The following is a 26,925-nucleotide window of genomic DNA, read 5'->3' as shown; positions in this document are numbered from 1 at the left end:
TGGCCCTGCGGGCAACGCTTGTCACGGCTATGGCTTTTCCGCATCATTGAGCGCAAGACAACACCGCAAGCAGGGCCTGCCTGATGGCAGGACCCAAGCCAATCAACACGAGGAACGCTGTGGCGGAGAGTGAGAACATCGTCGCCGAGACCGCGGGAAAGATTTTCGCCGATCTCGCGGATGCCCAGACCATCAATCACGACAAGCAGGGCGCATGGAAGGCGCCGCTGTGGCAGGCGCTGACCGAAGCCGGTCTGCCGCTGTCCTGGGTGCCCGACGATCTCGGCGGTTCCGGCGCCAGCCTCGCCGAAGGTTTCAGCGTCCTCAACGTCGCCGGGCGGCATGCGATCGCTGTTCCGCTGGCCGAAACAATGCTGGCCGGCTGGCTGCTGACGCAAGCCAGGATCGCCTCCCCGGAAGGCGAGATGACCGTGCTGCCGGCAAGCCCGAAGGACCGCGTCACGCTCAACGCCGACGGCTCTCTCTCCGGCCGCGCCCGCGGCGTGCCGTTTGCGAAAGACGCAAAGCACATCGCGGTGCTGGCTGATGGCAATGGCGGCATCTCGATCGCGCTGGTCGATGCCGCCAAATGCCGGATCGAATCCGGCATCGGACTTGGCGGCGATCACAACGACACCGTCACGCTCGACAAGGTGCAGCCGGTCACGACCAAGCCCGCGCCAAAGGGCTTTGACCGAACCACGCTGATGCTGATGGGCGGCGTGGTGCGCAGCCTGCAGATTGCAGGCGCACTGGAATCGATGCTCGACATCTCCGTGCGCTATTCCAACGAGCGCGTCGCCTTCGAGAAGAAGATCTCGAAATTCCAGGCGGTGCAGCACAACCTCGCCCGCCTCGCCGGCGAGTCGGCCGCGGCGCTGGCCGCCGCGACCTCGGCGGCCGACACCATTGCAAGCGCGAACTCGCTGAACAATGACGCGGTGTTCCTCGAAGCCGCCTCCGCAAAAATCCGCTGCTCAGAAGCGGCCGAGAAGGGCGGCGGCATTGCGCATCAGGTGCACGGCGCGATCGGCTTCACCAACGAGCACATCCTGCACCGCTATTCATTGCGTGCGCTGGCCTGGCGTGACGATTTCGGCTCGGAGAGCTACTGGGCGGTCGAGCTCGGCAGGCTCGTCGCTGAGCGTGGCGCCGATGAATTGTGGCCGCTGGTGGCTTCGCGCTGAGATCAGGACAGAGACATCATGACTGCAGCCCTTCGTTTCGATCCGATCCGCCTGCCGGAGAAATGCGAGCAGCTCCGCAAGGAGGTGCGTGCCTTCCTCACCGAGGAGATCGCCGCCGGCACCTTCGATCCGCACGCGCCGAACCGCGAGGACAATGACGCGCCGGAATTCTCCCGCCGCGTCGGCGCCAAGGGCTGGCTCGGCATGACCTGGCCGAAGAAATATGGCGGCCAGGAGCGTTCGTTCCTCGAGCGTTACGTGGTGACCGAGGAGATGCGGGTGGCGAATGCGCCGACCCGGCGCTTCTTCGTCGCCGACCGCCAGAGCGGGCCGGTGCTTTTGAAATACGCGCCCGAGCACATCAAGATGGACATCCTGCCGCGGATCTGCCGCGGCGAGGTCTGTTTTGCGATCGGCATGAGCGAGCCGAACTCCGGCTCCGATCTGTTCGCGGCGAAGACGCGCGCGACCAAGACCGACGGCGGCTATCTGATCAACGGCACCAAGATCTGGACCTCGTCGGCGCATATCGCCGACTACATGATCGCGATTTTCCGGACGTCACCGCCCACGAAAGAGAACCGCCGTCACGGCCTGACCCAGTTCCTGGTCAAGATGAAGCAGCCGGGCATTCAGGTGAACCCGATCGGCCAGATCACCGGCCAGTTCGAGTTCAACGAGGTGGTGTTCACCGATTACTTCGTGCCGGACGATCATGTGCTGGGCGAGGTCGACGGCGCCTGGAAGCAGGCAACATCCGAGCTCGCTTATGAACGCTCCGGCCCCGAGCGCTTCCTCGAGACCTATTACGTGCTCACCGAACTGGTGCGCGCGGTCGGCAAGAACCCGGACACCCGCAGCGCCGAGGGCATCGGGCGCCTGGTCGCGCAAGTGCACACCATGCGCCGCATGTCGGTGTCGGTCGCGGGCATGCTGCAGGCCGGCAAGGAGCCGGTGGTGGAGGCCTCCATCGTCAAGGACATCGGCACGGTGTGGGAGCAGCAGCTGCCGCATCGCGTCCGCGATCTCGCCGCCTTCGTCGAGGAAACCGCGACCAACCGCGAGACGCTGGAAAAGCAGCTCGATTTCGCCATCAAGACCGCACCCAAGCTAACGATCCAGGGCGGCACCACCGAGGTGCTGCGCGGCATCATCGCCCGCGGATTGGGCCTACGCTAATTCAACGAGGACAGATCATGACCAAATACACGGATATCGGCGTCGAGACCCACGGCCATGTCGGCCTGATCGAAATCCGCAAGCCGCCCCTGAACTTCTTCGACGTCGCGCTGATCAACCAGATCGCCGACGCGCTGGAGGAAATCGACAACAATATCGAGATCCGCGCCTCGGTGCTGGCCGCGCAAGGCAAGGCGTTCTGCGCCGGCGCCAATTTTGGAGACCCGGCCCGCCAGGAGCAGGAGGAACGCGCCAAGAGCGATCCGGCCTCCAACCTGCCGATCAACCATCTCTACGTTCAGGCGGTGCGCATCTTCCGCAACAAGAAGCCGATCGTCGCGGCGATCCATGGTGCTGCGATCGGCGGCGGCCTCGGCCTCGCCGTGTCGGCCGATTTCCGCGTCGCCTGCCCTGAAGCGCGCTTCTCGGCGAATTTCACCAAACTCGGCTTCCACCCGGGCTTCGGCTTGACCACGACGCTGCCGGAGCTGATCGGCAAGAACAATGCGGAGCTGATGTTCTACACCAGCCGCCGCGTCACCGGCGAAGAGGCCTATCGCTGGGGCCTCGCCAACGTGCTGGTGCCGCAGGATCAGGTGCGGGCTGAAGCGATGAAGCTCGCGCAGGAGATCGCCGAATGCTCGCCGCTCGGCCTGGTCTCGACCCGCGCCACCATGCGCGCCGGCCTCGCCGACCGCGTGCTCGCCGCAACCAACCACGAGTTGGAAGAGCAGACCAAGCTGCGCGCGACCGAGGACTTCAAGGAAGGCGTCAAGGCCACCGCCGAACGCCGCGTCGCCAACTTCAGGGGGCGGTGAGGCCCTCGCGCAGCTCCATCCACGTGTCGTCCCGGGCTTGACCCGGGACCATAACCACCGATGCGAGTGGCAGGACAAGCCGTCTCCCCTTGTGCCCTTTCCGCGGGCCGCGGCGTATGGGTCCCGGGTCAAGCCCGGGACGACGCTGGGGAGATGGCTCGCTAGCCTTTCGGCACCACCAGCGCATCGACGATCGTCACGCCCTGCCCCTCCGGGTGCACCAGCACCGGATTGACCTCGATCTCGGCAATCTCGCTTGCATGCTGCGCTGCCAGCACCGAAATCTGCGAAATCAAGCGCGCAAGGGCAGCGACATCCGCCTTCGGCGCGCCGCGGAAGCCGTGCAGCAGCGGTGCGGCCTTTAGCGTCTCCAGCATCGTGGTTGCTTCCGCCGGGCTCACCGGCGCCGGGCGGTACACCACGTCCTTGAACAATTCGGTGGTGATGCCGCCGAGGCCCACCATCACCATCGGCCCGAAGGTCGCATCCGTCATGGTGCCGACGATGATCTCGATGCCCTTCTTGGCCATCGGCCCGACCAGCACGCCCTGGATCGCGGCATCCGGCCGTTGCTTCTGCACACTCTCCAGCATGTCGCGATAGGCGGTGAACGCCGCGCCCTTGGCGGCGATGTTGACGCGGACGCCGCCGACCTCGCTCTTGTGCGCGATCGCGGGCGACTGGATCTTCATGACAAGCGGAAATCCGGCGCGCTCGATCGCGGCGTCGAGCCCGTCGCGATCGGTCACCAGCAGCTCATCCGGCAGCGCGACGCCGGCGGCTCGCAGCAGCGACTTGCTGTCATATTCGGACAGCGTCTTTGACTTCAGATGCGCAGAAAGATCGTGCGTCGGCGACGCAGATGCCGCCATCTCCGGTGCGGGCTTGAAGGCGGCATAGTCCGCCAGCCGCCGCATCGCGACGCCGACATGGGTCAGCCCCGAGAGCACCACCACGCCCGATTTCGCCAGCTCCTGCCGCGCAAAGTGCGACGGCAGCGTGTAGGAATAGAACACCACCGGCTTGTTCTGCGCCGCGATCAAAGGCTTCAGCTCGGCCTCCTTGAACGGCATCCGCGTCTCGCTGGACAGCGACAGCACGACCAGCGTCGCATCGACCTCGTCGGAGGCGTCGAACAGCTCGATGCTCTTCTGCAGGCCGCCGGAGGAGACGCCCTGCGCGGTGACGTCGACCGGATTGCCCGCCGCGCCATAGGACGGCATCCATTGCTTGATCCGGTTCTGGATCGCAGCCGAAAGCTCCAGCACGCGCAGGCCCTGCATCGACACGGTGTCGGCGCCCCAGATGCCGGCGCCGCCCGATACCGTCAGCACGGCGACGCGGTCGCCCTTCGGCAAGGGATTGGTGGTCAGAACCGCGGCAATGGTCACGGCCTCGTCGAGATCGTTGGAGACGATGAAGCCATATTTCGCAAACACCGCGTCATAGGCCGCCGACCAGCCCGCCATGCTCGCGGTATGCGAGGCGGCGGCACGCTCGCCGGCGCCGGAGCGGCCGACCTTGGTGACGATCACAGGCTTCCTGAGCTCTGCCGCGCGCTTCGCCGCAACCAGGAACTTGTCGACGTCGCGGATACCCTCGATGAACAGCAGGATCACGTCGGTCGAGGCATCCTGCACCATGTAGTCGAGGAACTCGCCGGCGCCGAGATCGCTCTCATTGCCGGCGCTGACGACGTAGCTGAGGGCTACGCCAAGCGCCTTGGCGCGATGATAGATCGCAAACCCGATACCACCGCTCTGCGCGACGATGCCGATCCGCCGTTTGCTTGCCACTAGATCAGGCGCATCCGGCTTGACGTCGACGGTCGGGCTGAAGGTCGCGGCGACCTTCTGCACCTGGCTGTAAAAGCCTTCCGCGTTGGGGCCACTGATCCGCATCCCCGTCCGCTTCGCCAGCGCCACGATCGCATCCTGCATGTCAGCGCTGTCGCCGCCCTCCTCGGCAAAGCCGGACGAGATGATGACCGCGTTCTTGACGCCGGCGGAAGCGCACTGCTCCAGCGCCGGCAGCACGGCACGGGCCGGAATGACGATGACGGCGAGATCGATCGGCGCGCCGACCTCGGCAACCGACTTGAAGCATTTCAAGCCGTCGATCTCGTCATAGTTCGGATTGATCGGATAGAGCGCTCCCGGATAGAGGTTCTTGCGCAGCATCGCGAGCAGCCGCCCGGGAATCTTCTCGTGATCGCGCGAGGCGCCGATCAGCGCGATGCTCTTTGGGGCGAAGAAGGTATCGAGCGGATGCGGCATGGGGCGTTCCAATTGTTGTTATTGTCGGCCACGATATTGGATCGTTGCCGCCGGCTCAACCGCCCTCCCCGCAAGCACCAATCGTTCCCCGTCATCCCCCGCAAAGGCTTCGCCTTTGTCGCTGGAGGTGCGAGCGGAGCGAGCCTCGAAGGATCGACGGCCGCCAGCCGGGCCGTGCATCCTTCGAGACGCGCTACGCGCTCCTCAGGATGACGGAAAAATGATCTGTAGCGGTCATTGCGAGCGAAGCGAAGCAATCCATCCCTCTACTTGCGGAAACAATGGATTGCTTCGTCGCTTCAGCGCAAAATTGCTTTGCAATTTTGTCGCGAGCTCCTCGCAATGATGGTGACTACACCGTCAACTTGAACGTCACGCCGCAGAGCAGGAATTCATCCCCCGCCACCGCACAGCCCCTGGCTTTCGCGGCGTCCAATACCTTCGCCTTGTCGGCGACCTTGAACGTCAACCCGCTCATGATCTCGCTGTCACCTTTGACGAAGCGGAAGGTGCTGTTCGGCAGCTTCACCACGGTGCCGCCGGCGGGAAAGCCGACGATCTTGCCCCAATGCTGCGCCAGCGCCTGCGGCTCGGGGCTCTGCATCTCGACCTCGGTCAGCGCCAGGGTCGTGTCCTTGCGGATCGACTTCTGCCAGTCCGGGCCGGCCGGCGGATATGGCCCCAGGATGTCGTCGCTGCCGTCGGTGTGGTTGAACTCGATGAAGGCAGCGCGGCAGTCGCGCGGGTGCAGCTGCACGCCGTGATAGGGCGCGTGCGTGATCACGTTCGCGGTGCGCACGCCGATCGCATTGGCCTTTGCGCCGCGCGCATCGGGATCCTCGCAGCAGAAGATCGCCATGTAGCCGCCGCGGCCGCCGGTCTTCTCGATGAAGCGGCCGGCCGCGGTGCCGGGCCCCGGCTGGAAGGGCGCGACCACTTCCAGCAGGATGGTATCGACCGGCAGCAGCGCATTCTCGAGCCCGTATTTGGCGACGTTACCGTCGCGGTAACAGACGTCGAGGCCCATGATCGCGGAGATGTCCGCGATCACGGGCGCGAGCTGCGGCGCCACAAGGCAGATCTGCCGCAGCCGCATGTACTCGGCCATGTGATTGGTCACGGCTTATTGACCCTGGAAGGTGGGCTTGCGCTTCTCGACGAAGGCCTTGGCCGCTTCCTTGTGGTCGGCGGTGTCGCCGGTGCGGGTGTGATGGATCGCCTCGCCGTCGAAGCAGGCCTCCAGCGTCATCGTCTCGGCATTGTTGATGTTGCGCTTGATATAGCCGAGCGTCACCGACGGTCCCTGCGCCAGCGATCGCGCCAGCTCCAGCGCCTCGGCCTCGATATCGGCATCGGGCACCACCTTGGAGACCATGCCGAGATTGTAGGCCTCCTGCGCCGACAGCACCGGCGACATCAGATAGAGCTCGCGGGCCTTGGCGCTGCCGAGCATCTTGGTCAGGAAATAGGTGCCGCCGTAATCACCGGAGAAGCCGACCTTGGCAAAGGCGGTGGTGATCTTGCAGGAGGCGCTGGCGACGCGGAGGTCGCAGGACAGCGCGATCGAGAGCCCGGCGCCGGCCGCCGCGCCGTCGAGCTGCGCCACCACGGGCTTCGGCATCTGGTGCAGGATGCGCGAGACCTCCATGCCGCGGCGCAAATTCGCCATCTTGGCCTCGAACGGCAGCGGCGCGCGGCCTTCCGCCATCGACTTGACGTCTCCGCCGACGCAGAAGGTGCCGCCGGCGCCCCGGATCAGCACCGCACGTACGTCGGTATCGTCCTGCGCGCGCCGCGCCGCCTCGACAAGGCCGCGCGTCATGTCCGGATTGAGCGCATTGCGCCGCTCGGGACGGTTCATGGTGATGGTGAGCAGGCCCTGGTCGAGGGATTGGAGAACCATCTGATTGTCGCTCATGGCGTTTTGCCTTTCGTTGTTGTTGATTATCTCAGCGTCATTCCGGGATGGTCCGAAGGACCAGACCACAGATGCGCAATTGCGCATCGGGGAATCTCGAGATCCTCAGATGCGCAATTGCGCATCATGTTCGATGCGTTGCATCGCCCCGGGATGACGCTTCGCGTCATTTCTTCACCAGCGGGCAGCGCGAGTCGGCGAGCGGCTGGAACGCCTGGTCACCCGGCACCGTCGCGAGCAGCTTGTAATCGTCCCAGCGGCCCTTCGACTCCGAGGGCTTCTTGACCTCGAACAGGTACATGTCGTGCACCATGCGGCCGTCCTCGCGAATCCGGCCGTTCTTGGCGAACATGTCGTTGATCGGGGTCTCCTTCATCACCTTCATGACGGCGGCCGCATCGGTGGTGCCGGCGGCCTTCACCGCCTTCAGGTAATGCGTCACCGAGGAATAGACGCCGGCCTGCGCCGAGGTCGGCACCCGCTTGACGCGCTCCATGAAGCGTTTCGAAAACGCGCGGGTGTCGTCATTGAGGTCCCAATAGAACGCTTCCGCCAGCAGCAGCCCCTGCGCGGTGTCGAGCCCGACGCTGTCGATGTCGGTCACGAAGGCGAGCAGCGGCGACAGCTTCTGCCCGGTCTTGGTGAGGCCGAACTCCGCCGCCTGCTTGATCGCGTTGATGGTGTCGCCGCCGGCATTCGCAAGCCCGATCACCTTGGCCTTCGAGGCCTGCGCCTGCAGCAGGAAGGACGAGAAGTCCGAGGTGTTGATCGGATGCCGCACATTGCCGAGCACCTTGCCGCCCGACTTCACCACGACATTGCTGGTGTCCTTTTCGAGGTCCTGGCCGAAGGCATAGTCCGCGGTCAGGAAGAACCAGGTGTCGAGGCCGGATTTCACCGCGGCAAGGCCGGTCACATTGGCCTGCGCGAAGGTGTCGAACACATAGTGCACGGTATAGGGGCCGCAGGCCTCGTTGGAGAGGCGGATCGAGCCCGGGCCGTTGAACATGATGATCTTGCCGCGTGCCTTGGCGATCTCGCCGGCAGCAAGCGCCGTCGCTGACGCCGCGACGTCGAAGATCATCTCGACGCCCTGGTTGTCGATCATGTCGCGGGCGATGTTGGCGGCAAGGTCGGCCTTGTTGAGATGGTCGCCGACCACGATCTCGACCTTGCGGCCGAGCACCGTGCCGCCGAAATCCTCCACCGCCATCTTGGCCGCGGTTTCGCTGCCCGAGCCGGTGATGTCGGCATAGAGGCTCGACATATCGAGGATGCCGCCGAGCTTCAGCGGAGGCTTGTCCTGCGCCAGCGACGCATTCGCCGAGATCGCAAACACACAGGCCAACACGCCGGCCAAAACTCGTCTCATTCAAACCCTCCCTTGAGATGCGGACCTCATTCCTTCAGGTCCGTTTCGAGGGCCGGATCATGCCGCATGGCCTGCACTGCAGCAAGCCGCAGCGGCAGCAATCTGTTTTCCGCTAAGCGGAATGAAGCGCCGCGCAGGAGCTGCCGGCGCGGCGTCGATCCGCGATGCGATCAGAGATGAAAGTCGGGAACGGTCGAAAAGGGCGTCCCCGCCGGCAGGCCGAGGAACAAATACTGCATGCCGTATTGTCCGGCGAACGCCGATGCCGCGGCATCCATGATGACATGGCCGCCCAGATCGAGATGCAGTTCCGGCCGGGTGATCGCCCCGAGCGTGTAGGCCGGTGCGATGGTCTCGTTGATGTGCAGCGCATCGAAGGCGGCTGATACCGCCGACAGCGAGGCCGCGTTGCCGGCCAGGTCGACGACACTGGCGCCGTTGGCCGCGAAGCCGGTCACGGCCAGCGAGGCGGCGCGGTCCGTCGACGACACGACGTGATCGAACACGAGCTTGGAGGGATCGCCGAGCAGCGCCGTCGCCGCGGCATCGTAGATCGCGCTGCCGCCATCGTTCAGCGTCAGGGTCGGCGTGCCGCTGATGACATGAACCGCTTCGTTGAAGCCGACGGTCAATTGCACCAGCGAACCCGTCGCCGCAACGCCGCCGGACGGCGTCGCGGTGATTCCGGTGAGATGCGGCGCTGCCGTGTCGAGGGTGAAGATCAGGCTCGACGATGCACTGACATTGCCGGCGGCATCGACCTCCTGCACCGTCACCGAATGCACGCCATCGGTCGTGAAGACCGGCGCTAATGTCGAGAAGCTCGAGGCGCCGTCGGCCTTGAAGCGGAGCGTGTCGGCCGCATCGGCCTTGTAATAGTCGATCAGCGGATTGCTGGTGATGTGATCGGCACCCGAGACGCCGGTGTCCTGATGCAGCATCAGCATCGGCGTCATTGGCGCCTTGGTGTCGCCGCTGAAATTGATGGAGTTGCTTGCCGCACCGGCATTGCCGGCGATGTCGGTGTAACTTGACCCGGTGACGGACAGATTGGCCGACAGATGGTCGGTCACGTTGGCCGTGAAGACCGCGGTGTAGATATCGTGGCCAGCGCCGTTGATGCCGACATGGACCAGACTGCCGAGCAGACCGCCATGGACGGCGATATCGCCGAGACTGAAGCCGGCGACCGCCTCGGAGAAGGTGAAGGTCATCAGCGCCGCATCGCCCGCGTGCAGCACGGTGTGATCGGCCGCCACCGATACCGTCGGCGAATGCGTATCGCCGCCGATGTTGGCGGTGTTGCTCGCCGCGCCCGAGTTGCCGGCGTCGTCGGTATAGCTCGCGGCCGTGACCCGGATCGAACCCGCCACGACGTCGTTGATATCAGGCGCGAAGATCGCGGTGTAGACGTCCTGGCCTGAACCATTGAGCCCGACATGGACCAGATTGCTCAGCGCACCACCGGCGACGACGGTATCGCCGAGCGCGAAACCGGCGACCTCTTCAGTGAAGGTGAAGGTGACGACCGAAGTCTGGCCGGCAAGCACCGTGCTCGGGCTCGCCGCGACCGACACCGTCGGGGCCTTGGTATCGCCGGTAAAATTGATCGTGCTGCTGGCCGCACCGGCGTTGCCGGCAATGTCGGTATAACCGGATGCCGTGACCTGTACCGAGCCCGCCTCGGCATTGCTCACATCAGGCGTGAAGATTGCGGTGTAGACGTCCTGACCGGACGCGTTGACGCCGACATGGACCAGATTGCCCAGCGCACCGCCGTGCACCGCGACGTCACCGAGCGCGAAGCCCGCGACTTCTTCGGAGAAAGTGAACGTCACCAGCGCGGTCTGGCCCGCCAGCAGCGCGTTGCGATCCGCCGCGATCGAGACGGTCGGCGCCAGCGTGTCGCCGCCAATGGTCGCGGTGTTGCTCGCCGCACCAGCATTGCCGGCCGTATCGCTGTAGCCGGACGCATCGACCTTCACCGAGCCGGCCTCGGTGTCGCTGACATCGGGCGTGAAGGTTGCGGTGTAGACGTCATGGCCTGACACGTTGAGCCCAACATGCACGAGATTGCTCAGCGCCCCGCCATGGACAGTCGTGTCGGCAAGCGTGAAGCCGGACACGGCCTCGGAGAAGGTGAAGGTCGCAACCGAGAGGTCGCCGGCCAGCACCGTGTCCGGATTGAGCGTGACCGAGACCGTCGGCGCCAACGTGTCGCCGGTGAAGTTGACGGTGTTGCTGGCTGCACCGGCATTGCCGGCCGTGTCGCTGTAGCTGGATGCGTCGACCTGGACCGAGCCTGCCGCGGCGTTGGCCGCATCGGGCGTGAAGGTCGCCGTGTAGATGTCCTGGCCTGAGCCATTGACGCCGACATGGACAAGGCTGCCCAGCGTGCCGCCGCTGACACTGACATCGCCGAGCGCGAAGCCCGCGACGGCCTCGGAGAAAGTGAAGGTCACGACCGCGGCCTGACCGGCCAGCAGCGTGGTGTGATCGGCTGATACCGACACGGTCGGCGCCTTGGTGTCGCCGGTGAAGTTGATCGTGTTGCTCGACGTGCCGGAATTGCCGGCGACGTCGGTATAGCTTGAGGCGTCGACCTGCACCGAGCCGGCCTCGGTATTGGTCACATCGGGCGTGAAGGTCGCGGTGTAGACGTCACGGCCGGAGCCATCGACGCCGGCATGGGCGAGGTTACCCAGCGTGCCGCCATGGACCGTGACATCGCCGAGCCCAAAGCCTGTGACGGCCTCGGAGAAGGTGAAGGTGACGACGGCGGTGTCGCCCGCGGTCAGCGCGGTGTGATCGGCGGTCACCGCCACCGTCGGCACCTTGGTGTCGCCGCTGAGGGTGATGGCGCTGCTCGCCGCGCCGGCATTGCCGGCAATGTCGGTATAGCTGGATGGGTTGACCTGCACCGAGCCTGCCTCGGAATCGGCCACACCAGGCGTGAAGGTCGCCGTGTAGATGTCCTGGTGCGCGCCGTTGACGCCGACATGGACGAGGTTGCTCAGCGTGCCGCCGCTCACGGTCGTATCCGACAGCGCAAAACCCGTGACCGCTTCGGAGAAGGTGAAGGTGACGGTCGAGGTCTGTCCGGCCAGCAGCGAGGTCGGGGTCGCGGCCACCGACACGGTCGGTGCGATCGCGTCGATCACGAGATGCAGGTCGGTCGCCGCATGGGTCACGTCGGCGTCCTGGCCGCCGGGATCCTTGATCGTGCCGCCATTGAGCGAGAGGCTCTGCACTTGCAGATCGGACGTGCTGTCGCCGTCCTGCACGGTGTAGCTGAACACCAGCGCCTGCGAACCGCTGCCGCTGACATAGGTCGCGGCCTTGCCGTCGTTGAGCGGCAGCTCCGGCGTACCGGTCACGCTCACCGTGTTGCTGAAATTGACGGTGATGGTCACGACCTTGCCGGTGTTCAGCGTCGTCAGGTGACCGGTGGTATCTGAAGTGACCGAGGCGATGCTTGCCTGTGACCGGATTTCGAGATGCGGCGTCGCCGAGCCGTCGGAACCAAGGAGCAGCGAGCCGGCCGAGGCGCCGGCGCCAAAGCTCAGATTCAGCGAGGCGAGCGTCGTGCCGCCGCTGCTCTTCACGACAAGCACGCCGTTCGCATAGGACAGCGTCGCCGTTGCGTCATAGGCGATGTTGCCGAAGTCGATGGTATCGCCGCCGGCAAAGCCGGTGATCGAGCTGCCGAACGCCGTGCCCGAGAACGCCACGGCATCGAGCACGAGCTTGTCGGTGGTTCCGTCGGTGAAGGCGATCGCGCCGGTTCCCGCCGCGCCATTCGCCGCCAGTTCGAGCGTGGCGCCCCTGATGACGGTGCCGCCCGAATAGGTGTTGTGCGCCGACAGCACCAGCCGGCCGCCACCGGTCACCTCGACATCACCCGGCGTCGCGCCATCGGAGATCACGCCACTCTGGGTGACGGTCTCGCCGGCCGCGACATTGAAGATCGGATCGCCCGCGACGGTAATGTTGTGGGTCTGCGTAAAACCGTCGGTGAAGCTGATGCCGGTGCCGTCGCCGAGCTTCAGGACGCTGATGACCGCGCCGAGATTGACGTTGGACGAGATCGAGACAACGGTGCCGGTGCCGCTGACCGTGGTGTATCCCGTATACGTGTTGTTGCCGCCGAGAATGACGGTGCCGCCGCCGCTGATGGCGAGGCCGCCTGTGCCCGCATTGGCGGCGGTGCCGCCACTGCCGCTCTGGTCGGCGATGTCGTTCGCAATCGTCAGCGTCTCGCCGCTGCCAGGTGCGAAGCTGAGATTGTTGTTGCCCTGGATGAAGATGCCGGAGCCGTACGCCGAGCCGCTGGCCTGGCCGATGCCATTGGTGCCGCCGGCGACGGCGTTAAAGCCTGAATCATTCGTGAGCGAGCCGCCCTTGATGGTCAGCGAGCCGCCTTGCTGAACGAAGACCGTGCCGCCGGCGCCGAGGCCGCCACCGCCGCCCGGCGCGCCATTGCCGTTGGTGCCGCCATTGCCGCCGCCAAAGCCTCCGACACCGCCAATGCCGCCGCCGCCACCGAAGCCGCCATCGCCGTTGTAGCCGCCGCCACCGCCGAAGCCGCCGTTGCCGCCATCGCCGCCGCCACCACCGAAGCCGCCGTTGCCGCCATCAGCCCCGTTGCCGCCGCCGATACCGCCCCCCGGCCCGTACGGTGCGCGAACGCCGCTGCCGATCCACCCCGCCGCGCCGCCGCCACCGCCATTGGCGCCGCCTGATCCGCCATACCAGTAAAGCATAGTCCCGCCACCGAACGGGATCAGGTAACCGTCGCTCCCTTTGCCGCCCCCGGCAGTGTTGGGGACAATGCCGGGCGAACCGTTGGCAAAGAGATCCGAGTCCGAGCCTTGAGCGCCGAGGCCGATCCCGCCGCCGCCGCTGCTCCCGCCGCGTCCGCCCATCCCGCCGCCACCGCCGAAGCCGTAGCCGGACGTGATACTGCCCGTGCCGCCGCCACCGCCGTTGCCGCCGATCGCGGCGCTGTTGTGGAAGGTGACGTTGTCGATCGTGGCGCTGCCATTCGACGAGACGAACAGCGCGCCGCCGAGCCCGGCGCCGCCGCCGCCGCCGCCGCGGACGACGCCGCCGCCTGCGGCCACCGTGTTCTGGATGGTCAGGTTCTCGAGATTGACGTTGCCGGCATAGACGAAGAAGCCACGCTGGGCGTTGAGGCCGTCGATCGTGTGCGTGCCGCCGTGGCCGTCGCTGCCGTTGATCGTAACGCTCGACCCGCTCAGCAGATTGAGCGCATACAGCTCCGACGTGAGGCTGAAGTTGGCGGTGATGTTGATCGTGTAGCTGGCACTCGGCGCGGCGTTCACCCCGCCGGAATCCATCTGCAGGATGGCGGCGTTGAGCTCGGCGACGTTGGAGACATTGAAGACGCGGGTCGAGACGACCTGCACAATCGTTCCACCGGTGGCATCCTGCGAGAGCTGGAAACTGGTACCGGCGCCGACCCCGGTGAGGGTCAGCGTATCGGTCGTGGTGCCGTTCGAGATCGATAGCGTGTTGCCGGACAGGCTGACTGTGTTGAGCGACGGATTCTGGGTGTTGTACTGCAGCCCGGTCAGGTCGATGAACTGGCCGGGATTGAAGTTCGCGATCGTGTTGGTGAACGCATTGCCGCTCAGCGCAGCGTTGTCGATCTTCAGCGTGCCGGCAATGCCTGTCGTGAACGAGATGTTGCCGGCTCCAGCGGCGCCGGCCGCGGTGAGCCACACCGTGCCCGAATAGATCGTCGTGCTGGCATAGGTGTTGGCGGCATGGCCGAGCACGAGCGTACCGCCGCCGTCGATGCCGAGATTGCCGCTGCCAGTGACGAGGGCAGTGTCCGTGACGGTCGTACCGTTCGCGATCGACAGGATCGAATTGCCGCTGACCGAGAGCGCGTCGTCGAAAGTGCCGCTCGATGTCAGCGACAGATGCGCGCTGCTCAGTCCGAACGTCCCGGTCAGCCCGGCGAGCTGACCCATCCCGAGTTGCAACGTGCCGACGCCGGACAGCATGAACGTACCGGAGCCGCTGATCGAGCCGGTGTCCACAATCGTGCCGGACGATATGTCGAAGGTGCCGCCGTTGCTGGTGAGCTGAATGTCGTGCGTGAAGGTGTAGCCGCCGGTTGTGGTCAGCGTGCCGCCGTTGAGGATCAGCGCGCCGGCCGAGCCGCCGATATTGTTGTCGGCCGTGATCGACAGGACGTTGCCGCCATCGATCTGGGTGCCGCCGACGTAAGTGTTGGCGGCCGTCAGCGTCAGCGTGCCGCCGCCGGAGACGACCAGCTTTCCGCTCGTGCCGCTGCCGCTGATGCCTTTTTCGTCGGCGATGGTGTCGCCGATCGTCAGCGTCGTGACGGTTTGCAGGCCCTGGGAAAACGTGGGCACGGTGTGCGTCGGCGTGACGACCATCGTGCCCTGGATGAAGATGTCGCCATAGGCGGAGCCATTGCCCGCGCCGTTGGCGCCGGTGCCGCCGGTCTCGGTGGCATCCATCAAGGTGCCGCCGATGACGGTCAGCTTGCCGCCTTGCTGAACGAAGATATCACCGCCGGCGCCGAGACCGCCGCCGCCACCGCCGGCGAGCGAACCAGAGCCCGCGCCGAATCCGCCGGTACCGGGCGTGCCGTTCGAACCGCCGCCGCCGCCGCCAAAGCCGCCATCGCCGCCGGTGTGCGTGTATCCGCTGCCGTTGCCGGAGCCGCCGCCACCGCCAGCAAAACCACCATCGCCGCCGCCATAAATGCCACCGCCGCCTCCGCCACCAACGCCGCCAGCGCCGCCGAAGCCGATCAGGGTGCCCGAGGGGCCGCCGCCCACCGAGTTGCCGCCACCGATACCACCGCCGCCGCCGCCGACGCCGCCGGCGCCGCCGCCACCATTCGCGCCGCCGGAGGCATGCGCGCCGAAGCCAATGCCGCCGTAATTGTCGGCGCTCTGTCCACCGCCCGGACCAACAACGGTCGCCGGCGTGCCACTCGAGGTCTGCGCGCCGGTTGAAGGATGCTGGCTGTCAGAGCCCGCCTCGCTGTAGCCATTGGCACCGTTGCCATGGTCGCCGTAATAGTCTTGGCCGCCGAAGCCGCCGCCACCACCGCCGCCGCCATTGCCGCTGCCGCCGTCGGCACCGATGCCGCCGCCGCCACCGCCACCGCCGGCCGGATCGACCGCGCCGCCATTGCCACCTTTGGCGGTGTTGCTGCCGAAATTGACGTTGTTCAGCGTGACGTCGGCATTCTGCCCGACGAACAGGCCGCCGCCGAGGCCTGCGCCGCCACCACCGCCACCGGTGCCGCCACCACCGCCGCTTGCGACGGCGTTGACGATGGTGAGATTCTTGAACGTCACCTTGCCGGCGACGACGACGAAGCCTTGATAGCCGCGGGCGTCGATGACGTCGCTATTGTCCTGGCCGCCGAGCTGATTGTTGTAGTCGGAGCTGCCGTCGAAGGTCAGCGTCGAGCCGCTCATCAAATTGATGGCCGGCAGATCGTCCAGCAGTTGCAGCGTGCGCGCGGCGCCAGAGGTCGAGAAGTTGATGATGTAGTCGGTATTGGCCGCAGCCAGGCCGCCGCCGACGCTGATCGCCGAGATCGCGTTGTAGAGCTGGGTGTAATCGTGGACCGGATCGCTGGTCGTCAGCGTGAGAACAACAGGATTCGACACCAGGGACCTCGGCAATATGCGAGAGCGACTGCGATCCGTCGCTGTTTCAAAAAAATTGCCGATTAGTTACATCGTGTCGCAAGCCATTGGCAACAATAACGAATTCTCATTCCGCGCACGGACTTGAGATGGTGAAGCGGTAAGGTTGATGCGCGCGAGGACCGCGCTGCGCAGGCGCGGACGGCAATCTGCGTCACCGGACGCGGCAGATGCGACGACGTCGTCCCTTGGCGGGCCCGCGCCATTGTGAAACTCGCAACACGACTTTGCGCGCAATGAGAAGTGCCGCAAAGAATTGATCCGCAATGCGTTGCCGAATCAAGGATGGCTCCATCGATGCCGTCTCGCTTCGCTTGTGGCTCCGATGCGATCTTTCCGTCAGACTGAGCTTATTTGCGACTGCGCTCCGAACGGAGCGCGCCGGAACGCCGAGTGCAGCATGATGCTTCCACGCGATACAGCATGGCGTCGCAGCCCGCGGGTGGTGACGATGACAGTCTGCGCCCTCGCGATCGGCGCCTGCATCGGACGCGCCGAGGCGGCCGGATGCAGTTTCGAGATTCAGGGCGAGGGCCGTGTTGCGGGAGTAATCGATGCGCGCAGCTTTCGGCTGGATGACGGCCGTGAGGTCAAGCTTGCCGGCATCGAGGTCGCGGACCGGGCGAAGGCCGCCGCCGCGCTGTCGGCGCTGCTGCTCGGCCGCGACGTCACGCTGCGCGGACAGGATGACACGCCGGACCGCTATGGCCGGCAGCCGGCCTATGCGTTCCTCGACGGCCAAGAGACGTCCGTGCAGGGTGAATTGCTGCGCCGTGGCCTCGCTCTGGTGTCTTCAGAGATCGCCGACAAGGACTGCGCCGCGGCCCTGATGGCGGCGGAGGCCGAGGCGAGGACCACCCGATCGGGAACTTGGGCCGAGTCCAGCGTCATAAAAAACGCCGAAAGTTCCGACGATATTTTGGCCGGGATCGGGCGTTTTACAGTGGTCGAGGGCAGGGTTTTGTCCGTGCGTCAGGCTGGCGCGACGACCTATCTGAATTTCGGCCGAAACTGGACTCGGGACTTTGCTGCGACTATTTCAAGGCGCATAGTCCCTGCGTTCGAGGCGGCCGGGCTTGCGCCCAAGTCTCTGGAAAATCGTAGGATTCGTGTGCGAGGCTGGGTGGAAGCACGGCGTGGGCCGCGAATCGAATTGCTCCGGGTGGGGCAGCTTGAAATGCTCGGCGGGAACTAGGGGCCAGGAGGCCATGCCCCGGCCGGTTCATGGGACAATTTGTGGGTATTTGACGTGATTGAGCACGCAGGAGGGCGTGAAGGGGGGACTGGCCGCCGTCTTTGGGCTGCGCTGGCGCTCGTCTGCGCGGCCCTGACGCTCTCGGCCTGCGGCAATATCGGCAATGTCGGCCGTTTCGAGCAGGCCCCCCCGACCGCAGCGGCGGCTCCGGTGAAGCCGAACCGCGTGGTGCAGCAGACGCCCAACAGCGAGCGCGAGCATGAGCGCATCCTGTCGTCCTATGGCGGCGCCTATGACGATCCGAAGCTGGAGGCCCTGATCAGCAAGACCGTCGATCAGTTGGTCGCCGCGTCCGAACGGCCCGACCAAGCCTACAAGGTCACGATCCTCAATTCCGGCGCAGTCAACGCCTTCGCGCTGCCGACCGGTCAGCTCTACGTCACGCGCGGCCTGATCGCGCTCGCTAGCGACACCTCCGAGCTCTCCTCGGTGCTGAGCCACGAGATGGCGCATGTGCTGGCCAAGCACGCCGCGATGCGCGAGGACCAGGCGCGCCAGGCCGCGGTGGTGACGCGCGTCGTCACCGACATGAGCAGCGACCCCGATCTCACAGCGCTGGCGCTCGCCAAGACCAAGCTGACGATGGCGAGCTTCTCGCGGCAGCAGGAGTTCGAGGCCGACGGCATCGGCGTCGGGATCGCCGCGCGCGCACATTTCGATCCCTACGGCGCGGCGCGCTTTTTGACCGCGATGGAGCGCAATGCCGCGCTCAAGGTCGGCAAGACCGCGCTCGATCCGCGCGCGCAGGACTTCACCTCGTCGCATCCGGCGACGCCTGAGCGCATCGCCAATGCGCAGACTACTGCGCGGCAATACTCGTCGCCCGAAAACAACGAGCGCGACCGCGAGACCTATCTCGCCGCGATCGACAACATCGTCTATGGCGAGGACCCCAGCGAGGGGTTTGTGCGCGGCCGCCGCTTCCTGCATCCCAAGCTCGGCTTCACCTTCACCGCGCCCGACAATTTCACGCTCGACAACACCGCGCAGGCGGTGATCGGCGTGCGCGAGGGCGGCAGCCAGGCGATGCGTTTCGATGTGGTGCGGGTGCCGGCCGAGCAGTCGCTCGGTGACTATCTGAACTCCGGCTGGATGGAAGGCGTCGAGAAGTCCTCGACCGAGGACCTCAACATCAACGGCTTTCCAGCGGCATCGGCCACCGCGCATGGCGACCAGTGGCAGTTCAAGGTCTACGCGCTGCGCTTCGGCAGCGACGTCTATCGCTTCATCTTCGCCGCCAAGCAGAAATCCACCGAGAGCGAGCGCAACGCGCGCGAGACCGTCAACTCGTTCCGCCGCCTGACGCTCGACGAGATCCAGGCCGCGCGGCCGCTGCGCATCAAGGTCATCAACGTGCAGCCCGGCGATACCGTGGAATCGCTGTCGCACCGCATGGCCGGCGTCGATCATCCGGCCGAGCGCTTCCGTGTGCTCAACGGACTCGATTCCCACGCCCAGGTAAAGCCGCGCGACCGCGTCAAGATCGTGGTGGATTGAGGCCACGCACCCTCGCCACCGTCGTCCCGGCGAACGCCGGGACCCATAACCACCGTTATCGATTGATGGAAAAAGTTGGGGCCACAGCGCGCCCTAGCAACATATTCCTGTGGTTATGGGTCCCTGCTTCCGCAGGGACGACGTAGAGAGAAAGAGAACGCTCTATTTCGCCTTCTCCTTCAAGAAGGCGATGATGTCGGCGCGGTCCTTCGGATCCTGAACCTCGTAGAACATCTTGGTGCCCGGAACCATGGCGTCCGGACCGGTCAGCCATTTGTCGAGATTGGCCTCGGTCCACACGATCTTCGAGTCCTTCAGCGCCGGCGAGTAATTGTAGCCCGCGACGGTGCCGGCGAGGCGGCCGACGACACCCTTGTGCATCGGGCCGACGTCGTTCTTCTCGATCGAATGGCAGTCGCCGCAGCCCTGGTACAGCGTGGCGCCGCGCGCCGGATCTCCTGCCGCCCGGGCGCTGTTGAGGGCGAGTAGAAGCGCAATCGCCGCCATCGCGGCGAGTTTGGCGTGCCGCGGCGCGATAGCGCCTGCGATCGAACGAATGGTCATTCCATGGGGCTCCTGTTTGCCACCACAACAGGAGCAGCCACCCTGCCATTCTATTCCCTGAAATTCCGCCTGCGGGCGCGGTTCCTTCAATCCTCGCAGCGGCCGACGTAGTTGCGGATCAGATGATAATGCGCGCCGGAGCGGGCGTAGTCCTGATGCAGGCAGCCACCGGTGCGGTGGTGCTGCGCGCCCTCGCAATTGAAATGCTCGAAATGCAGCCTGACCACGCGGGCGTTGTCGAGATAGGTCGCAAAATAGTGCCCGGCATTGGGCCGCGACCCGCACATATGCAGGACCGCATTGCGGATATCGGGCGGCAGATTGTCGATGCGCTCCGCGTTCCAGGGGTCATCGCGCGGAAAGCTGCCCCCGCGGGCAAGGGCTCCCGATGGGTCCAGCAGACCCAGCAGCAGAGCGCCAATGGCAATCGGCGCGCGATATCCGCGTGGCGTTCGAGCGGTCATGCCGTGCCGCCTCGATCGGCAGCCCAAGCTTGCCGCACAAAGACGCCGGACGCCAGCCGCATTGATCGCTGACATCAGCACGTCTTGTTGAAGTTTTTTCCCGTCTGCGAGGAATATCCGCGTCACCGGCCGATCTATTCCAAGCTGCCACCTCCGCAGCGCGCCGCGCGACAGGAGCATCCCCAGTGTTTCTCAACCGGTGCGGCGCCGTCGCTCGACTTGCCCAACTCGGGTGCGCGCTTGCTGCGCTCACACTCGCAGCAGTCACCGCTGCGCGCGCGGACGGCTGTCCCAAGGCGAGCGACGAAATTGCGACCGACCGGCCCGACGTAACCAATTCGAGTATCGTCGTGCCGGTCGGGAGCTTGCAGAACGAGAACGGCGTCAACCTGACCGGCCGCAACATTGGCCGCAGCATCGACGGCAGCAACAGCCGCTGGCGGCTCGGCATCGCGCCCTGCCTCGAAGTGCTGATCGACCTGCCGAGCTACACCGGCACGCTGAAGTCGCCCGGCGCCTCGGGCTTTTCCGACGTGGCGCCCGGCATCAAATGGCAGATCAGCCCGGTGCCGGGGAAGATCGACCTCTCGCTCACCGCCGGCGTCGCGCTGCCGACGGGTGCGGCCGAAATCGCCGGGCGCGGCGCGCAGCCCTACATCCAGCTGCCATGGTCCTGGGAGCTGCATGAAGGCTGGGGCGTCAGCGGCATGTTCACGGAATTCTTCCGTCCCGCCGAGCTGACGGGACGGCACATGTCGGAAGCGACCTTCGTGATCGAGAAGAAGCTGACCGAGCGGATCAGCGTGTTCACTGAATATGTCGGCGACTATCCTGACGGCGCGCGGCCGACCCAGCTGATCAATTCCGGCGGTCTCTACCGGATCACGCCGACCCAGCAGGTCGACCTCCATGTCGCGTTCGGGCTCAACCGCAACTCGCCGAACTATATCGTCGGCGTGGGGTATTCATTCCGCGTCGACGGGCTGTTTCGATGACGATGGGTGATGGGCCCATCTCCATCCGCGCGGCGCTTCCACCTCCCCTTGAAAAGGGGAGGTCGCTTTGCTCGCCAGAGCAAAGCGGGTGGGGATCCTGTCTCTCCACACGCGCCGGTGCCTGTGGCTAACCCCCATCCCGACCTTCCCCCTTTCAGGGGAAATTGATGCTCTACAGGTTTACATAGGCGTCTCTCGGCATCCCTCTAACCCATTCAAACTTCATAAGTTCTTCCATATCGGCTATCTTGGCGTACATCCGCTTACACACCCATCGCCGGGACACAGCCGGGACACCGAAGGACTTAATCCATGCCGCGCCGCATCCGCTCCGCAACGCTTGAAACCAGAACCGCACGCGCGAAGCTCGCGCAGCAGCGCAAGCCGTACTGGATCGCGGTCGCACCCGGCATCAGCTTGGGCTATCGGCGCAACGCCGGACCCGGCGCGTGGAACGTCCGTGCCGCCGACGGCAAGGGCGGCAACTGGATCAAGAGCTTTGGCCTCGCCGACCAAGTACGGAGCCGTCGATAGGCCCTTGCGCATCGGTGAAATCGAAATTCCCTGTTACGTGCTGGCCGATGGGACGCGAGTTCTGGCGCAGCGCGGATTGCAGGCAGGCATCGGCCTGTCACAAGGTGGCGGCAAGACCGGCTCGCGCCGGATTGTCGAACTGATGTCGGAGTTGGCCGACAAAGGCGTCGATGTCAGGGGCCTGATAGCGCGAGCCAACTCGCCGATTAGGTTCATCCCTCCCCACGGTGGCAATCCGGCTGATGGCTATGATGCCACCATTCTGCCCGACATCTGCGCCGTGCTGATCGACGCCCAGCAGAAGGGGTCGCTTGGTAAGGGCAAGCACCGGGAACACCTTGCGGCGCGGGCGGCGCAGTTACAGCATGGCTTTGCCACGGTTGGCATCATCGCGCTGGTGGACGAGGCGACGGGCTATCAGGATTTTCGGCAGCGGGATGCGCTAGCCAAGATTTTGGAGAAGTTCGTGGCGAAGGAGCTTCGTCCGTGGGTGAAGACGTTCCCGTCAGAGTTCTACAAACAGATTTATCGGCTCAATAGCTGGACGTACACCGAGGGCTCGGGCAGACCCGGTGTCATCGGGCATTGGACGAACAACATCGTCTACAAGCGGCTCGCTCCGGGCGTGCTCGATGAACTCAAGCGTCTGACACCAAAATATCCAGGCGGCGACAACAAGAATAAACTGTTTCAGCGGCTCACAGATGATTTTGGCCATCCGAAGCTCAAGGAGCATCTGGCTGCCGTGCTGATGTTGATGAAGTATTCGCCGAACTGGCGCGTCTTCATGGACCGCCTCGACCATGAGTTTCCGCAGTGGGGCAGCAACATGATGCTGCCGTTCCCGGACAACTACGACCCGCCGAGCGAGACCGCCGCCTAGGCGCTTCGGCCGTCAGCCGTGCGACCTGCGCCTCATGCCGCCGCCGTGCGGTCCTCTTTCTCGGCACCGCGCATGACAATCCTGAGCGCGTGATCCGGCAGAGGTCGCTGCAGCGACTTGGCCTCATCCCACGGCGCGCGCATCCACACATCCCGCTCCTCATCGGTGGTCAGGATCACCGGCATGGCCTTGGGATGGATCGGCTCGACCACCGCGTTCGGCGATGTGGTGAGGAAGCCGTAGACCTGATGCGGACCCGGCACCGGCTTCGACTTCGTGCCGCGATCACCATTGAACGTCGTCCAGATGCCAGCGAAGGCGAACAGCGGCCTCTCATCGCTGAGCGCGAACCACACCACGTCCTTCTTCGTCTCCGGGTTCGGCTCCGGCGCGTATTCGGCGAAGCTGTTGGCCGGGACCAAGCAGCGGTTCTCCGGCTTCAGCCAACCCCGCCAGTGCGGCGACGACGTGTTGCGGATGTCGGTGACCGGCGGCCCGCCTGTGCGCGGTGGCGGCGGCATGCCCCATCGCATCAGGGTCATCTCTGTGCCGGTCTCGGTGTTGCGGACAACCGGCGCTGGATAGTCAGGAAACACGCCGGGCATCGGCGCGAGGTTGCCGACGAAGCGGTTGACGACGCGAAACAGGTTGATGATCGCGGCTTGGTTGGTGGTGATGCTATAGAGATTGCACATAAATAGCCGGAATGAACAGGGCCGTTTAGGTCGGTCCATCGCCTTGATATTGGCTCAACAAGCCATCGACCAAGCCAACGTAGTCCTGCATGAAGCCAGAGAGTTCAGCAAAGCTCAATGAGTGATCCTTACTCTCGATGTCTTCGTTTGTCAGCCAAATGGGTAGCGTCGCATCGTCGTGAAGCTTGCCGTCCTCGATCCGTTCGTCAATGTGCTTGAAGTATTGTAAAGCAATCTAAGCCGCTCAGCCGCACCTGAGTGGGGCCGATGCACCGATCCGAGAATTTTGTAGACAGTGGTGACAAGTCTTTCCGAGTGATGAGTAGCGGCGATGCATTGCTCGATATGCAGAACGGTCCTGTAGTAGTCGCTCAACTTACCGCGCGGTACCGCCGTGTAGGCGATGAGATTTGTTCGCGCGGCGACGTAGCTGGCAAACGCTCCATCGATCCACCTGAGGAGGTTTGTCAACAAGCGAATTTGCGTTTTACCCAAAGGCCTAACAAAGATTTGGCCCAGAATAACCGCTGCAAATGGAACCTCAGGAAATACGATTTCCGGCATCCCGCAGCTTGTCAGGGATGATAATTTCGGAGCAACGAAGTTGTCCAAGGCGTAATGTGATAGGGGCATCGCTGGTTCGATCTATCTTTCTCCCGGCCACCATGTTGACCGTGGTTCGCTCGCAGAAATCTTCGTCGGTCGCAGCGCGACCAGATGGCTGCGCTTGTATGGATAGCCGCGCACCTGCGAGCAATCCTTGCAGCGCATGTAGCGTTCCAGTTCGTGGACCGGCGTTGACTTCGGTCGCCGCACGATGTCGAGCGCGACGGTCTGATGCGTGTTGCAGCCGAGGCACTTCACTTCGAGGTAGCGGTATCCGGCGTTGAGGGCATCGCCCAGCGCGGGCGATGGCTGCGCCGGACCCTGAAAGCCGAGCATGCGCGCGTTCCACGCCTCGACGGTGAGCCGGTCGGCTTGCTTGCGCGCTTCCGTCGCTCGCTCAGCCGCTGCCCGGATCGATGCGCCGTAAATGGTCTCGCGCGATTTGGTGCCCATGCGAGCGAGGATCGCCCGGCCACGATGAGCGGGCAAGCCGCTACAGCTTGCGGTGGATAGCGTGCCGGGCACAACGGGAGGGCCGAAGCGCGATGCCCGTTTGCCCCCAACCAGCGGCACAAAAGCAGACATGCCGGGAGGTCCGAGAAGGGCCAAAAAGCTATCGGACCGCATGCTCTGGCTTCCCAACGAACGTTGACATGGATCAAGCATTCGCAGGGTTGGTCCAGACAATGTTGTTCTCTACTTGGGAAAGGAAGTCGTTATGAGACACATCGCCTTGAAACGAGCTTTGTTAGTTGCCGCCGTTGTCGTGTGTGGAGTTTTCGGTTCGGTTGGATGGTCAAAAAATGACGGCCTCTTACTGTCCGTTGATAGCGCGCAAGCCCGTGTGGGGCGACCGTTGACCCCCGTGAGTGTCGCGGGCGTTGCACGTCGAACGACACGGCGAGCGGTAGTGGGGGGAGCAGTAGTAGGGGGAGCGGTGGTCGCTAGGCCGCGCTGCGGGTATTACCCCTATGGACCGTGCTATTAGCCCTTCACGTCGGATGCTTTCGTCAGCCTTGTTCCCTAAGTCGGCGGCTCACCGCACTTGTCGGCCATCTGCTGGCAGACGTTGGCTATCTCGGCGCGTACCTCGAACACGACCCGCTCGATGCTGCGCCGGATCGCAAGATCGTCTCGCGGCGCACACCGCGCGGGCAGGCTCGACAGAAACGGGGTTGGCGCCGTGACCGGGTGCGATTTTTCGTCGCTCCATTGCTGGCACAAACTGCACTTTCTTATAAGGTTCCATGAGCCTAGGCTTCGACCTCAACGCAAAGGTTGTGCCATGGGGAAAGACCTACTTGAAAGCGTTTACATCGTACTGTTCGGGCTGAGCCCACTCGCCATAATCGGAATCGCTCTGTTCGTGTCGTGACGACGCTAATACTGAGCCCGCGCGAAAAGAAACTCCTGAGGCGCATGGCGCTCGGGCGGCGTGATGCGGAGATTGCTGTGCAGATCGGCGGGACCGAAGCTCAGGTATCGATCCAACGCCTCCGTCTCCTCAGAAAGCTCAACATCAAATCTCAGGCCCAGCTCATGGACGCAGCGGACAGATTGGCTAGATGGCCGTTTCACCAATAGCTGCGCCACCGTCTTAGTCGAAGCGCGAACCTGGCCCGCTCCAACCGGGCAGGTAGATGGCCCCAGCACCGGCCCCCATGGCCCCCAAAGGTTGCTGGGGCCGCTCAATCAGAGGCCGCTTCAGTTGGCAGGACCGCAGCTCAGCTCCCGAATTTGTCCGACAGCGTTGAACGTCAAAATAGCTTTGACCACGCCGTCGCTCGTAAAATACGAGATTACGGGCTCGGTTCGGGAGAGCCGAAGGTCATCCAATTCAAATGCAGGATGATGCTTGAGACGATCAACCCAGTAGGCGCGCAGCGCTTCTCGGCCGGTCAGGGTTTTCGAGCTGCCGCACTCACAGTACACCACGGCGTCGTCGGCGCACATGTCTAGGATGGCTTCAACATCGCCAGCGCGGTAGGCGTCGAGCCAATCAACCGCGGCGGCCATCGGGTCAAAGGACATATTCCTCACCTACATGCCGTGTCGTAGGTGACGGTTAGAACGCTTGTGGGGGGCTCCGATACTGGGAAAAATACTGCCCGCGCGCCCCGAAGTGAACCTCTCAATCCGTCTCAGGCTTCCTCTCGTGCTTCGGCGCTGGTGCACCTTTGTGTACCGAGTGGCATAAAATTTAGGTGCGTGTGAAAAATCGCAAATATGATGGCATCGAGGCGTCGCGCGGTCCCCGCATTTTCCGCGCGCCCCAGAGGACCCGGACGACCGTGCGGAGGGCGCCGGAAGGTTAACGACTAAGCTCTAGGCTCGCCGAGCAGAAGGTTACAGCGTGCCACGTCTCGATCATTTCTTCCCTTCATGCACGCAAACTGCTGCTGGCGCTGCACCGGGACGATGAGCGGAGATGATGACCTATCGACCCACTACGCTCTAGCCAAGCTACTTAGCTGTCCCCGTCGTAACTCCCGGCGCCGTCGTAACTCCGCGCCGCACTTGGCGCGCTTCACGGCGACCCTCGCGGCGCACTTGGCGCGCGTCACGGCGATCCTCGCGGCGTTCGCGTCGCCCCTCACGTCGATCTTGACGCCTTTCCATACCAGCGGTCTGCGCCTCCGCGTCAGGGACCATCAGCACGGTCGGGAACGCGGCTATTGCAGTCGCCAAGCCCAAAGAAGAAAGAAGCTTCCGTCGAGAGATCATGACTGCCTCCCTTGCTGGACTGCCCCAAGATTAGAAGTTTACTCGCTCTGCCGGTACCTGTCTTGATCTATGTCATTAGACGGTTGCACTCACATCCGCCATCCTTCGACGGTCGCGCTGTCGCGCGCGCATCACCTCGACCTCGACCACGTCACCGTGTCGGCCAACATCAAACCGCGTCCATGCATCATCAGTCCCCACCTTCTGGTGGACAGTGTGTTGCGTGAGCGAGAA

At 64.4% G+C, this 26,925-nt stretch carries 20 protein-coding genes; 9 read left to right on the top strand and 11 right to left on the bottom strand.

What is annotated here, in order from left to right; all coding sequences use genetic code 11:
- The first annotated feature begins 119 nt into the window (after positions 1 to 119).
- From WDM24_RS02105 to WDM24_RS02095, 3 genes are read left to right on the top strand one after another with little or no spacing between them, the layout of a single operon-like run.
- Positions 120 to 1,187 (top strand): acyl-CoA dehydrogenase family protein, encoded by a 1,068-nt coding sequence (locus tag WDM24_RS02105; RefSeq protein ID WP_338830270.1) that lies wholly within the window; start codon positions 120 to 122, stop codon positions 1,185 to 1,187.
- A gap of 18 nt (positions 1,188 to 1,205) precedes the next feature.
- Positions 1,206 to 2,366, top strand: a complete 1,161-nt coding sequence (locus WDM24_RS02100) for an acyl-CoA dehydrogenase family protein (RefSeq protein WP_338830268.1) — start codon at positions 1,206 to 1,208, stop codon at positions 2,364 to 2,366.
- A gap of 17 nt (positions 2,367 to 2,383) precedes the next feature.
- The gene (locus tag WDM24_RS02095; protein ID WP_166301731.1) at positions 2,384 to 3,184 is read left to right on the top strand and encodes an enoyl-CoA hydratase/isomerase family protein; all 801 of its coding nucleotides are present in this window, start codon (positions 2,384 to 2,386) and stop codon (positions 3,182 to 3,184) included.
- Between the two features lie 161 nt (positions 3,185 to 3,345).
- Here the strand turns inward: WDM24_RS02095 and WDM24_RS02090 are convergent, their stop codons facing one another.
- From WDM24_RS02090 to WDM24_RS02070, 5 genes are all read right to left on the bottom strand, one after another.
- Complete coding sequence (locus tag WDM24_RS02090; RefSeq protein WP_338830267.1) at positions 3,346 to 5,460, bottom strand: acetate--CoA ligase family protein; 2,115 nt, start codon at positions 5,458 to 5,460, stop codon at positions 3,346 to 3,348.
- A 352-nt stretch (positions 5,461 to 5,812) separates the two neighbouring features.
- On the bottom strand, positions 5,813 to 6,568 hold the full coding sequence (locus WDM24_RS02085) for a hypothetical protein (RefSeq protein ID WP_338832561.1): 756 nt from the start codon (positions 6,566 to 6,568) through the stop codon (positions 5,813 to 5,815).
- A gap of 15 nt (positions 6,569 to 6,583) precedes the next feature.
- Positions 6,584 to 7,378, bottom strand: a complete 795-nt coding sequence (locus WDM24_RS02080; RefSeq protein WP_338830265.1) for an enoyl-CoA hydratase — start codon at positions 7,376 to 7,378, stop codon at positions 6,584 to 6,586.
- A gap of 166 nt (positions 7,379 to 7,544) precedes the next feature.
- Positions 7,545 to 8,750, bottom strand: coding sequence for an ABC transporter substrate-binding protein (locus WDM24_RS02075; protein ID WP_029079637.1), 1,206 nt, complete (start codon positions 8,748 to 8,750; stop codon positions 7,545 to 7,547).
- A gap of 170 nt (positions 8,751 to 8,920) precedes the next feature.
- On the bottom strand, positions 8,921 to 16,435 hold the full coding sequence (locus WDM24_RS02070) for an Ig-like domain-containing protein (protein WP_338830264.1): 7,515 nt from the start codon (positions 16,433 to 16,435) through the stop codon (positions 8,921 to 8,923).
- A gap of 490 nt (positions 16,436 to 16,925) precedes the next feature.
- On the opposite strand from WDM24_RS02070, the gene WDM24_RS02065 reads away from it, so the two are divergent.
- Positions 16,926 to 17,669, top strand: coding sequence for a thermonuclease family protein (locus tag WDM24_RS02065; RefSeq protein ID WP_338830263.1), 744 nt, complete (start codon positions 16,926 to 16,928; stop codon positions 17,667 to 17,669).
- A 54-nt stretch (positions 17,670 to 17,723) separates the two neighbouring features.
- Positions 17,724 to 19,226 (top strand): M48 family metalloprotease, encoded by a 1,503-nt coding sequence (locus WDM24_RS02060; protein ID WP_414645669.1) that lies wholly within the window; start codon positions 17,724 to 17,726, stop codon positions 19,224 to 19,226.
- Positions 19,227 to 19,388: 162 nt separating this feature from the next.
- Here the strand turns inward: WDM24_RS02060 and WDM24_RS02055 are convergent, their stop codons facing one another.
- The gene (locus WDM24_RS02055; protein ID WP_166211919.1) at positions 19,389 to 19,790 is read right to left on the bottom strand and encodes a c-type cytochrome; all 402 of its coding nucleotides are present in this window, start codon (positions 19,788 to 19,790) and stop codon (positions 19,389 to 19,391) included.
- 86 nt (positions 19,791 to 19,876) lie between these two features.
- A complete protein-coding gene (locus WDM24_RS02050) occupies positions 19,877 to 20,254 on the bottom strand; it encodes a hypothetical protein (RefSeq protein ID WP_338830262.1) in 378 nt (125 codons plus the stop codon).
- A gap of 185 nt (positions 20,255 to 20,439) precedes the next feature.
- Here WDM24_RS02050 and WDM24_RS02045 point away from each other — a divergent pair, with 185 nt between their 5' ends.
- The 3 genes from WDM24_RS02045 to WDM24_RS02035 all read left to right on the top strand — a co-directional run bounded on the left by WDM24_RS02045 (position 20,440) and on the right by WDM24_RS02035 (position 22,666).
- The gene (locus tag WDM24_RS02045; protein WP_338830261.1) at positions 20,440 to 21,249 is read left to right on the top strand and encodes a transporter; all 810 of its coding nucleotides are present in this window, start codon (positions 20,440 to 20,442) and stop codon (positions 21,247 to 21,249) included.
- A 312-nt stretch (positions 21,250 to 21,561) separates the two neighbouring features.
- Positions 21,562 to 21,783 (top strand): hypothetical protein, encoded by a 222-nt coding sequence (locus WDM24_RS02040; protein WP_338830260.1) that lies wholly within the window; start codon positions 21,562 to 21,564, stop codon positions 21,781 to 21,783.
- Positions 21,784 to 21,787: 4 nt separating this feature from the next.
- A complete protein-coding gene (locus WDM24_RS02035) occupies positions 21,788 to 22,666 on the top strand; it encodes a P63C domain-containing protein (protein ID WP_338830259.1) in 879 nt (292 codons plus the stop codon).
- Between the two features lie 32 nt (positions 22,667 to 22,698).
- Here the strand turns inward: WDM24_RS02035 and WDM24_RS02030 are convergent, their stop codons facing one another.
- The 3 genes from WDM24_RS02030 to WDM24_RS02020 form a co-directional block, all read right to left on the bottom strand.
- Complete coding sequence (locus WDM24_RS02030) at positions 22,699 to 23,361, bottom strand: SOS response-associated peptidase (protein WP_338830258.1); 663 nt, start codon at positions 23,359 to 23,361, stop codon at positions 22,699 to 22,701.
- Positions 23,362 to 23,511: 150 nt separating this feature from the next.
- Positions 23,512 to 23,925 carry a hypothetical protein gene (locus tag WDM24_RS02025; protein ID WP_338830256.1) on the bottom strand — a complete coding sequence of 138 codons (414 nt, stop codon included), beginning with the start codon at positions 23,923 to 23,925 and terminating at the stop codon, positions 23,512 to 23,514.
- An 81-nt stretch (positions 23,926 to 24,006) separates the two neighbouring features.
- On the bottom strand, positions 24,007 to 24,420 hold the full coding sequence (locus WDM24_RS02020; RefSeq protein ID WP_338830255.1) for a hypothetical protein: 414 nt from the start codon (positions 24,418 to 24,420) through the stop codon (positions 24,007 to 24,009).
- Positions 24,421 to 25,338: 918 nt separating this feature from the next.
- Here WDM24_RS02020 and WDM24_RS44300 point away from each other — a divergent pair.
- A complete protein-coding gene (locus tag WDM24_RS44300; protein WP_414645668.1) occupies positions 25,339 to 25,551 on the top strand; it encodes a LuxR C-terminal-related transcriptional regulator in 213 nt (70 codons plus the stop codon).
- A gap of 120 nt (positions 25,552 to 25,671) precedes the next feature.
- Here WDM24_RS44300 and WDM24_RS02015 read toward each other — a convergent pair whose 3' ends face one another.
- Positions 25,672 to 25,998 (bottom strand): nuclear transport factor 2 family protein, encoded by a 327-nt coding sequence (locus WDM24_RS02015; protein WP_338830254.1) that lies wholly within the window; start codon positions 25,996 to 25,998, stop codon positions 25,672 to 25,674.
- Between the last annotated feature and the right edge of the window lie 927 nt (positions 25,999 to 26,925).

This window comes from Bradyrhizobium sp. 27S5 (assembly GCF_037217225.1).
Taxonomy (GTDB): Bacteria; Pseudomonadota; Alphaproteobacteria; order Rhizobiales; family Xanthobacteraceae; genus Bradyrhizobium; species Bradyrhizobium septentrionale.
Note: the sequence above shows the minus strand (reverse complement) of the source record. Positions and strands in the feature narration are given on the sequence as shown.

What these genes read in the sequence shown, in the direction of transcription:
- WDM24_RS02100 (WP_338830268.1), top strand. Translation starts at nt 1,206, where the DNA reads ATGACTGCAGCCCTTCGTTTCGATCCGATCCGCCTGCCGGAGAAATGC.
- WDM24_RS02095 (WP_166301731.1), top strand. Translation starts at nt 2,384, where the DNA reads ATGACCAAATACACGGATATCGGCGTCGAGACCCACGGCCATGTCGGC.
- WDM24_RS02090 (WP_338830267.1), bottom strand. Translation starts at nt 5,460, where the DNA reads ATGCCGCATCCGCTCGATACCTTCTTCGCCCCAAAGAGCATCGCGCTG.
- WDM24_RS02085 (WP_338832561.1), bottom strand. Translation starts at nt 6,568, where the DNA reads ATGGCCGAGTACATGCGGCTGCGGCAGATCTGCCTTGTGGCGCCGCAG.
- WDM24_RS02080 (WP_338830265.1), bottom strand. Translation starts at nt 7,378, where the DNA reads ATGAGCGACAATCAGATGGTTCTCCAATCCCTCGACCAGGGCCTGCTC.
- WDM24_RS02075 (WP_029079637.1), bottom strand. Translation starts at nt 8,750, where the DNA reads ATGAGACGAGTTTTGGCCGGCGTGTTGGCCTGTGTGTTTGCGATCTCG.
- WDM24_RS02065 (WP_338830263.1), top strand. Translation starts at nt 16,926, where the DNA reads ATGACAGTCTGCGCCCTCGCGATCGGCGCCTGCATCGGACGCGCCGAG.
- WDM24_RS02055 (WP_166211919.1), bottom strand. Translation starts at nt 19,790, where the DNA reads ATGACCATTCGTTCGATCGCAGGCGCTATCGCGCCGCGGCACGCCAAA.
- WDM24_RS02050 (WP_338830262.1), bottom strand. Translation starts at nt 20,254, where the DNA reads ATGACCGCTCGAACGCCACGCGGATATCGCGCGCCGATTGCCATTGGC.
- WDM24_RS02040 (WP_338830260.1), top strand. Translation starts at nt 21,562, where the DNA reads ATGCCGCGCCGCATCCGCTCCGCAACGCTTGAAACCAGAACCGCACGC.
- WDM24_RS02030 (WP_338830258.1), bottom strand. Translation starts at nt 23,361, where the DNA reads ATGTGCAATCTCTATAGCATCACCACCAACCAAGCCGCGATCATCAAC.
- WDM24_RS02025 (WP_338830256.1), bottom strand. Translation starts at nt 23,925, where the DNA reads ATGCCGGAAATCGTATTTCCTGAGGTTCCATTTGCAGCGGTTATTCTG.
- WDM24_RS02020 (WP_338830255.1), bottom strand. Translation starts at nt 24,420, where the DNA reads ATGGGCACCAAATCGCGCGAGACCATTTACGGCGCATCGATCCGGGCA.
- WDM24_RS02015 (WP_338830254.1), bottom strand. Translation starts at nt 25,998, where the DNA reads ATGTCCTTTGACCCGATGGCCGCCGCGGTTGATTGGCTCGACGCCTAC.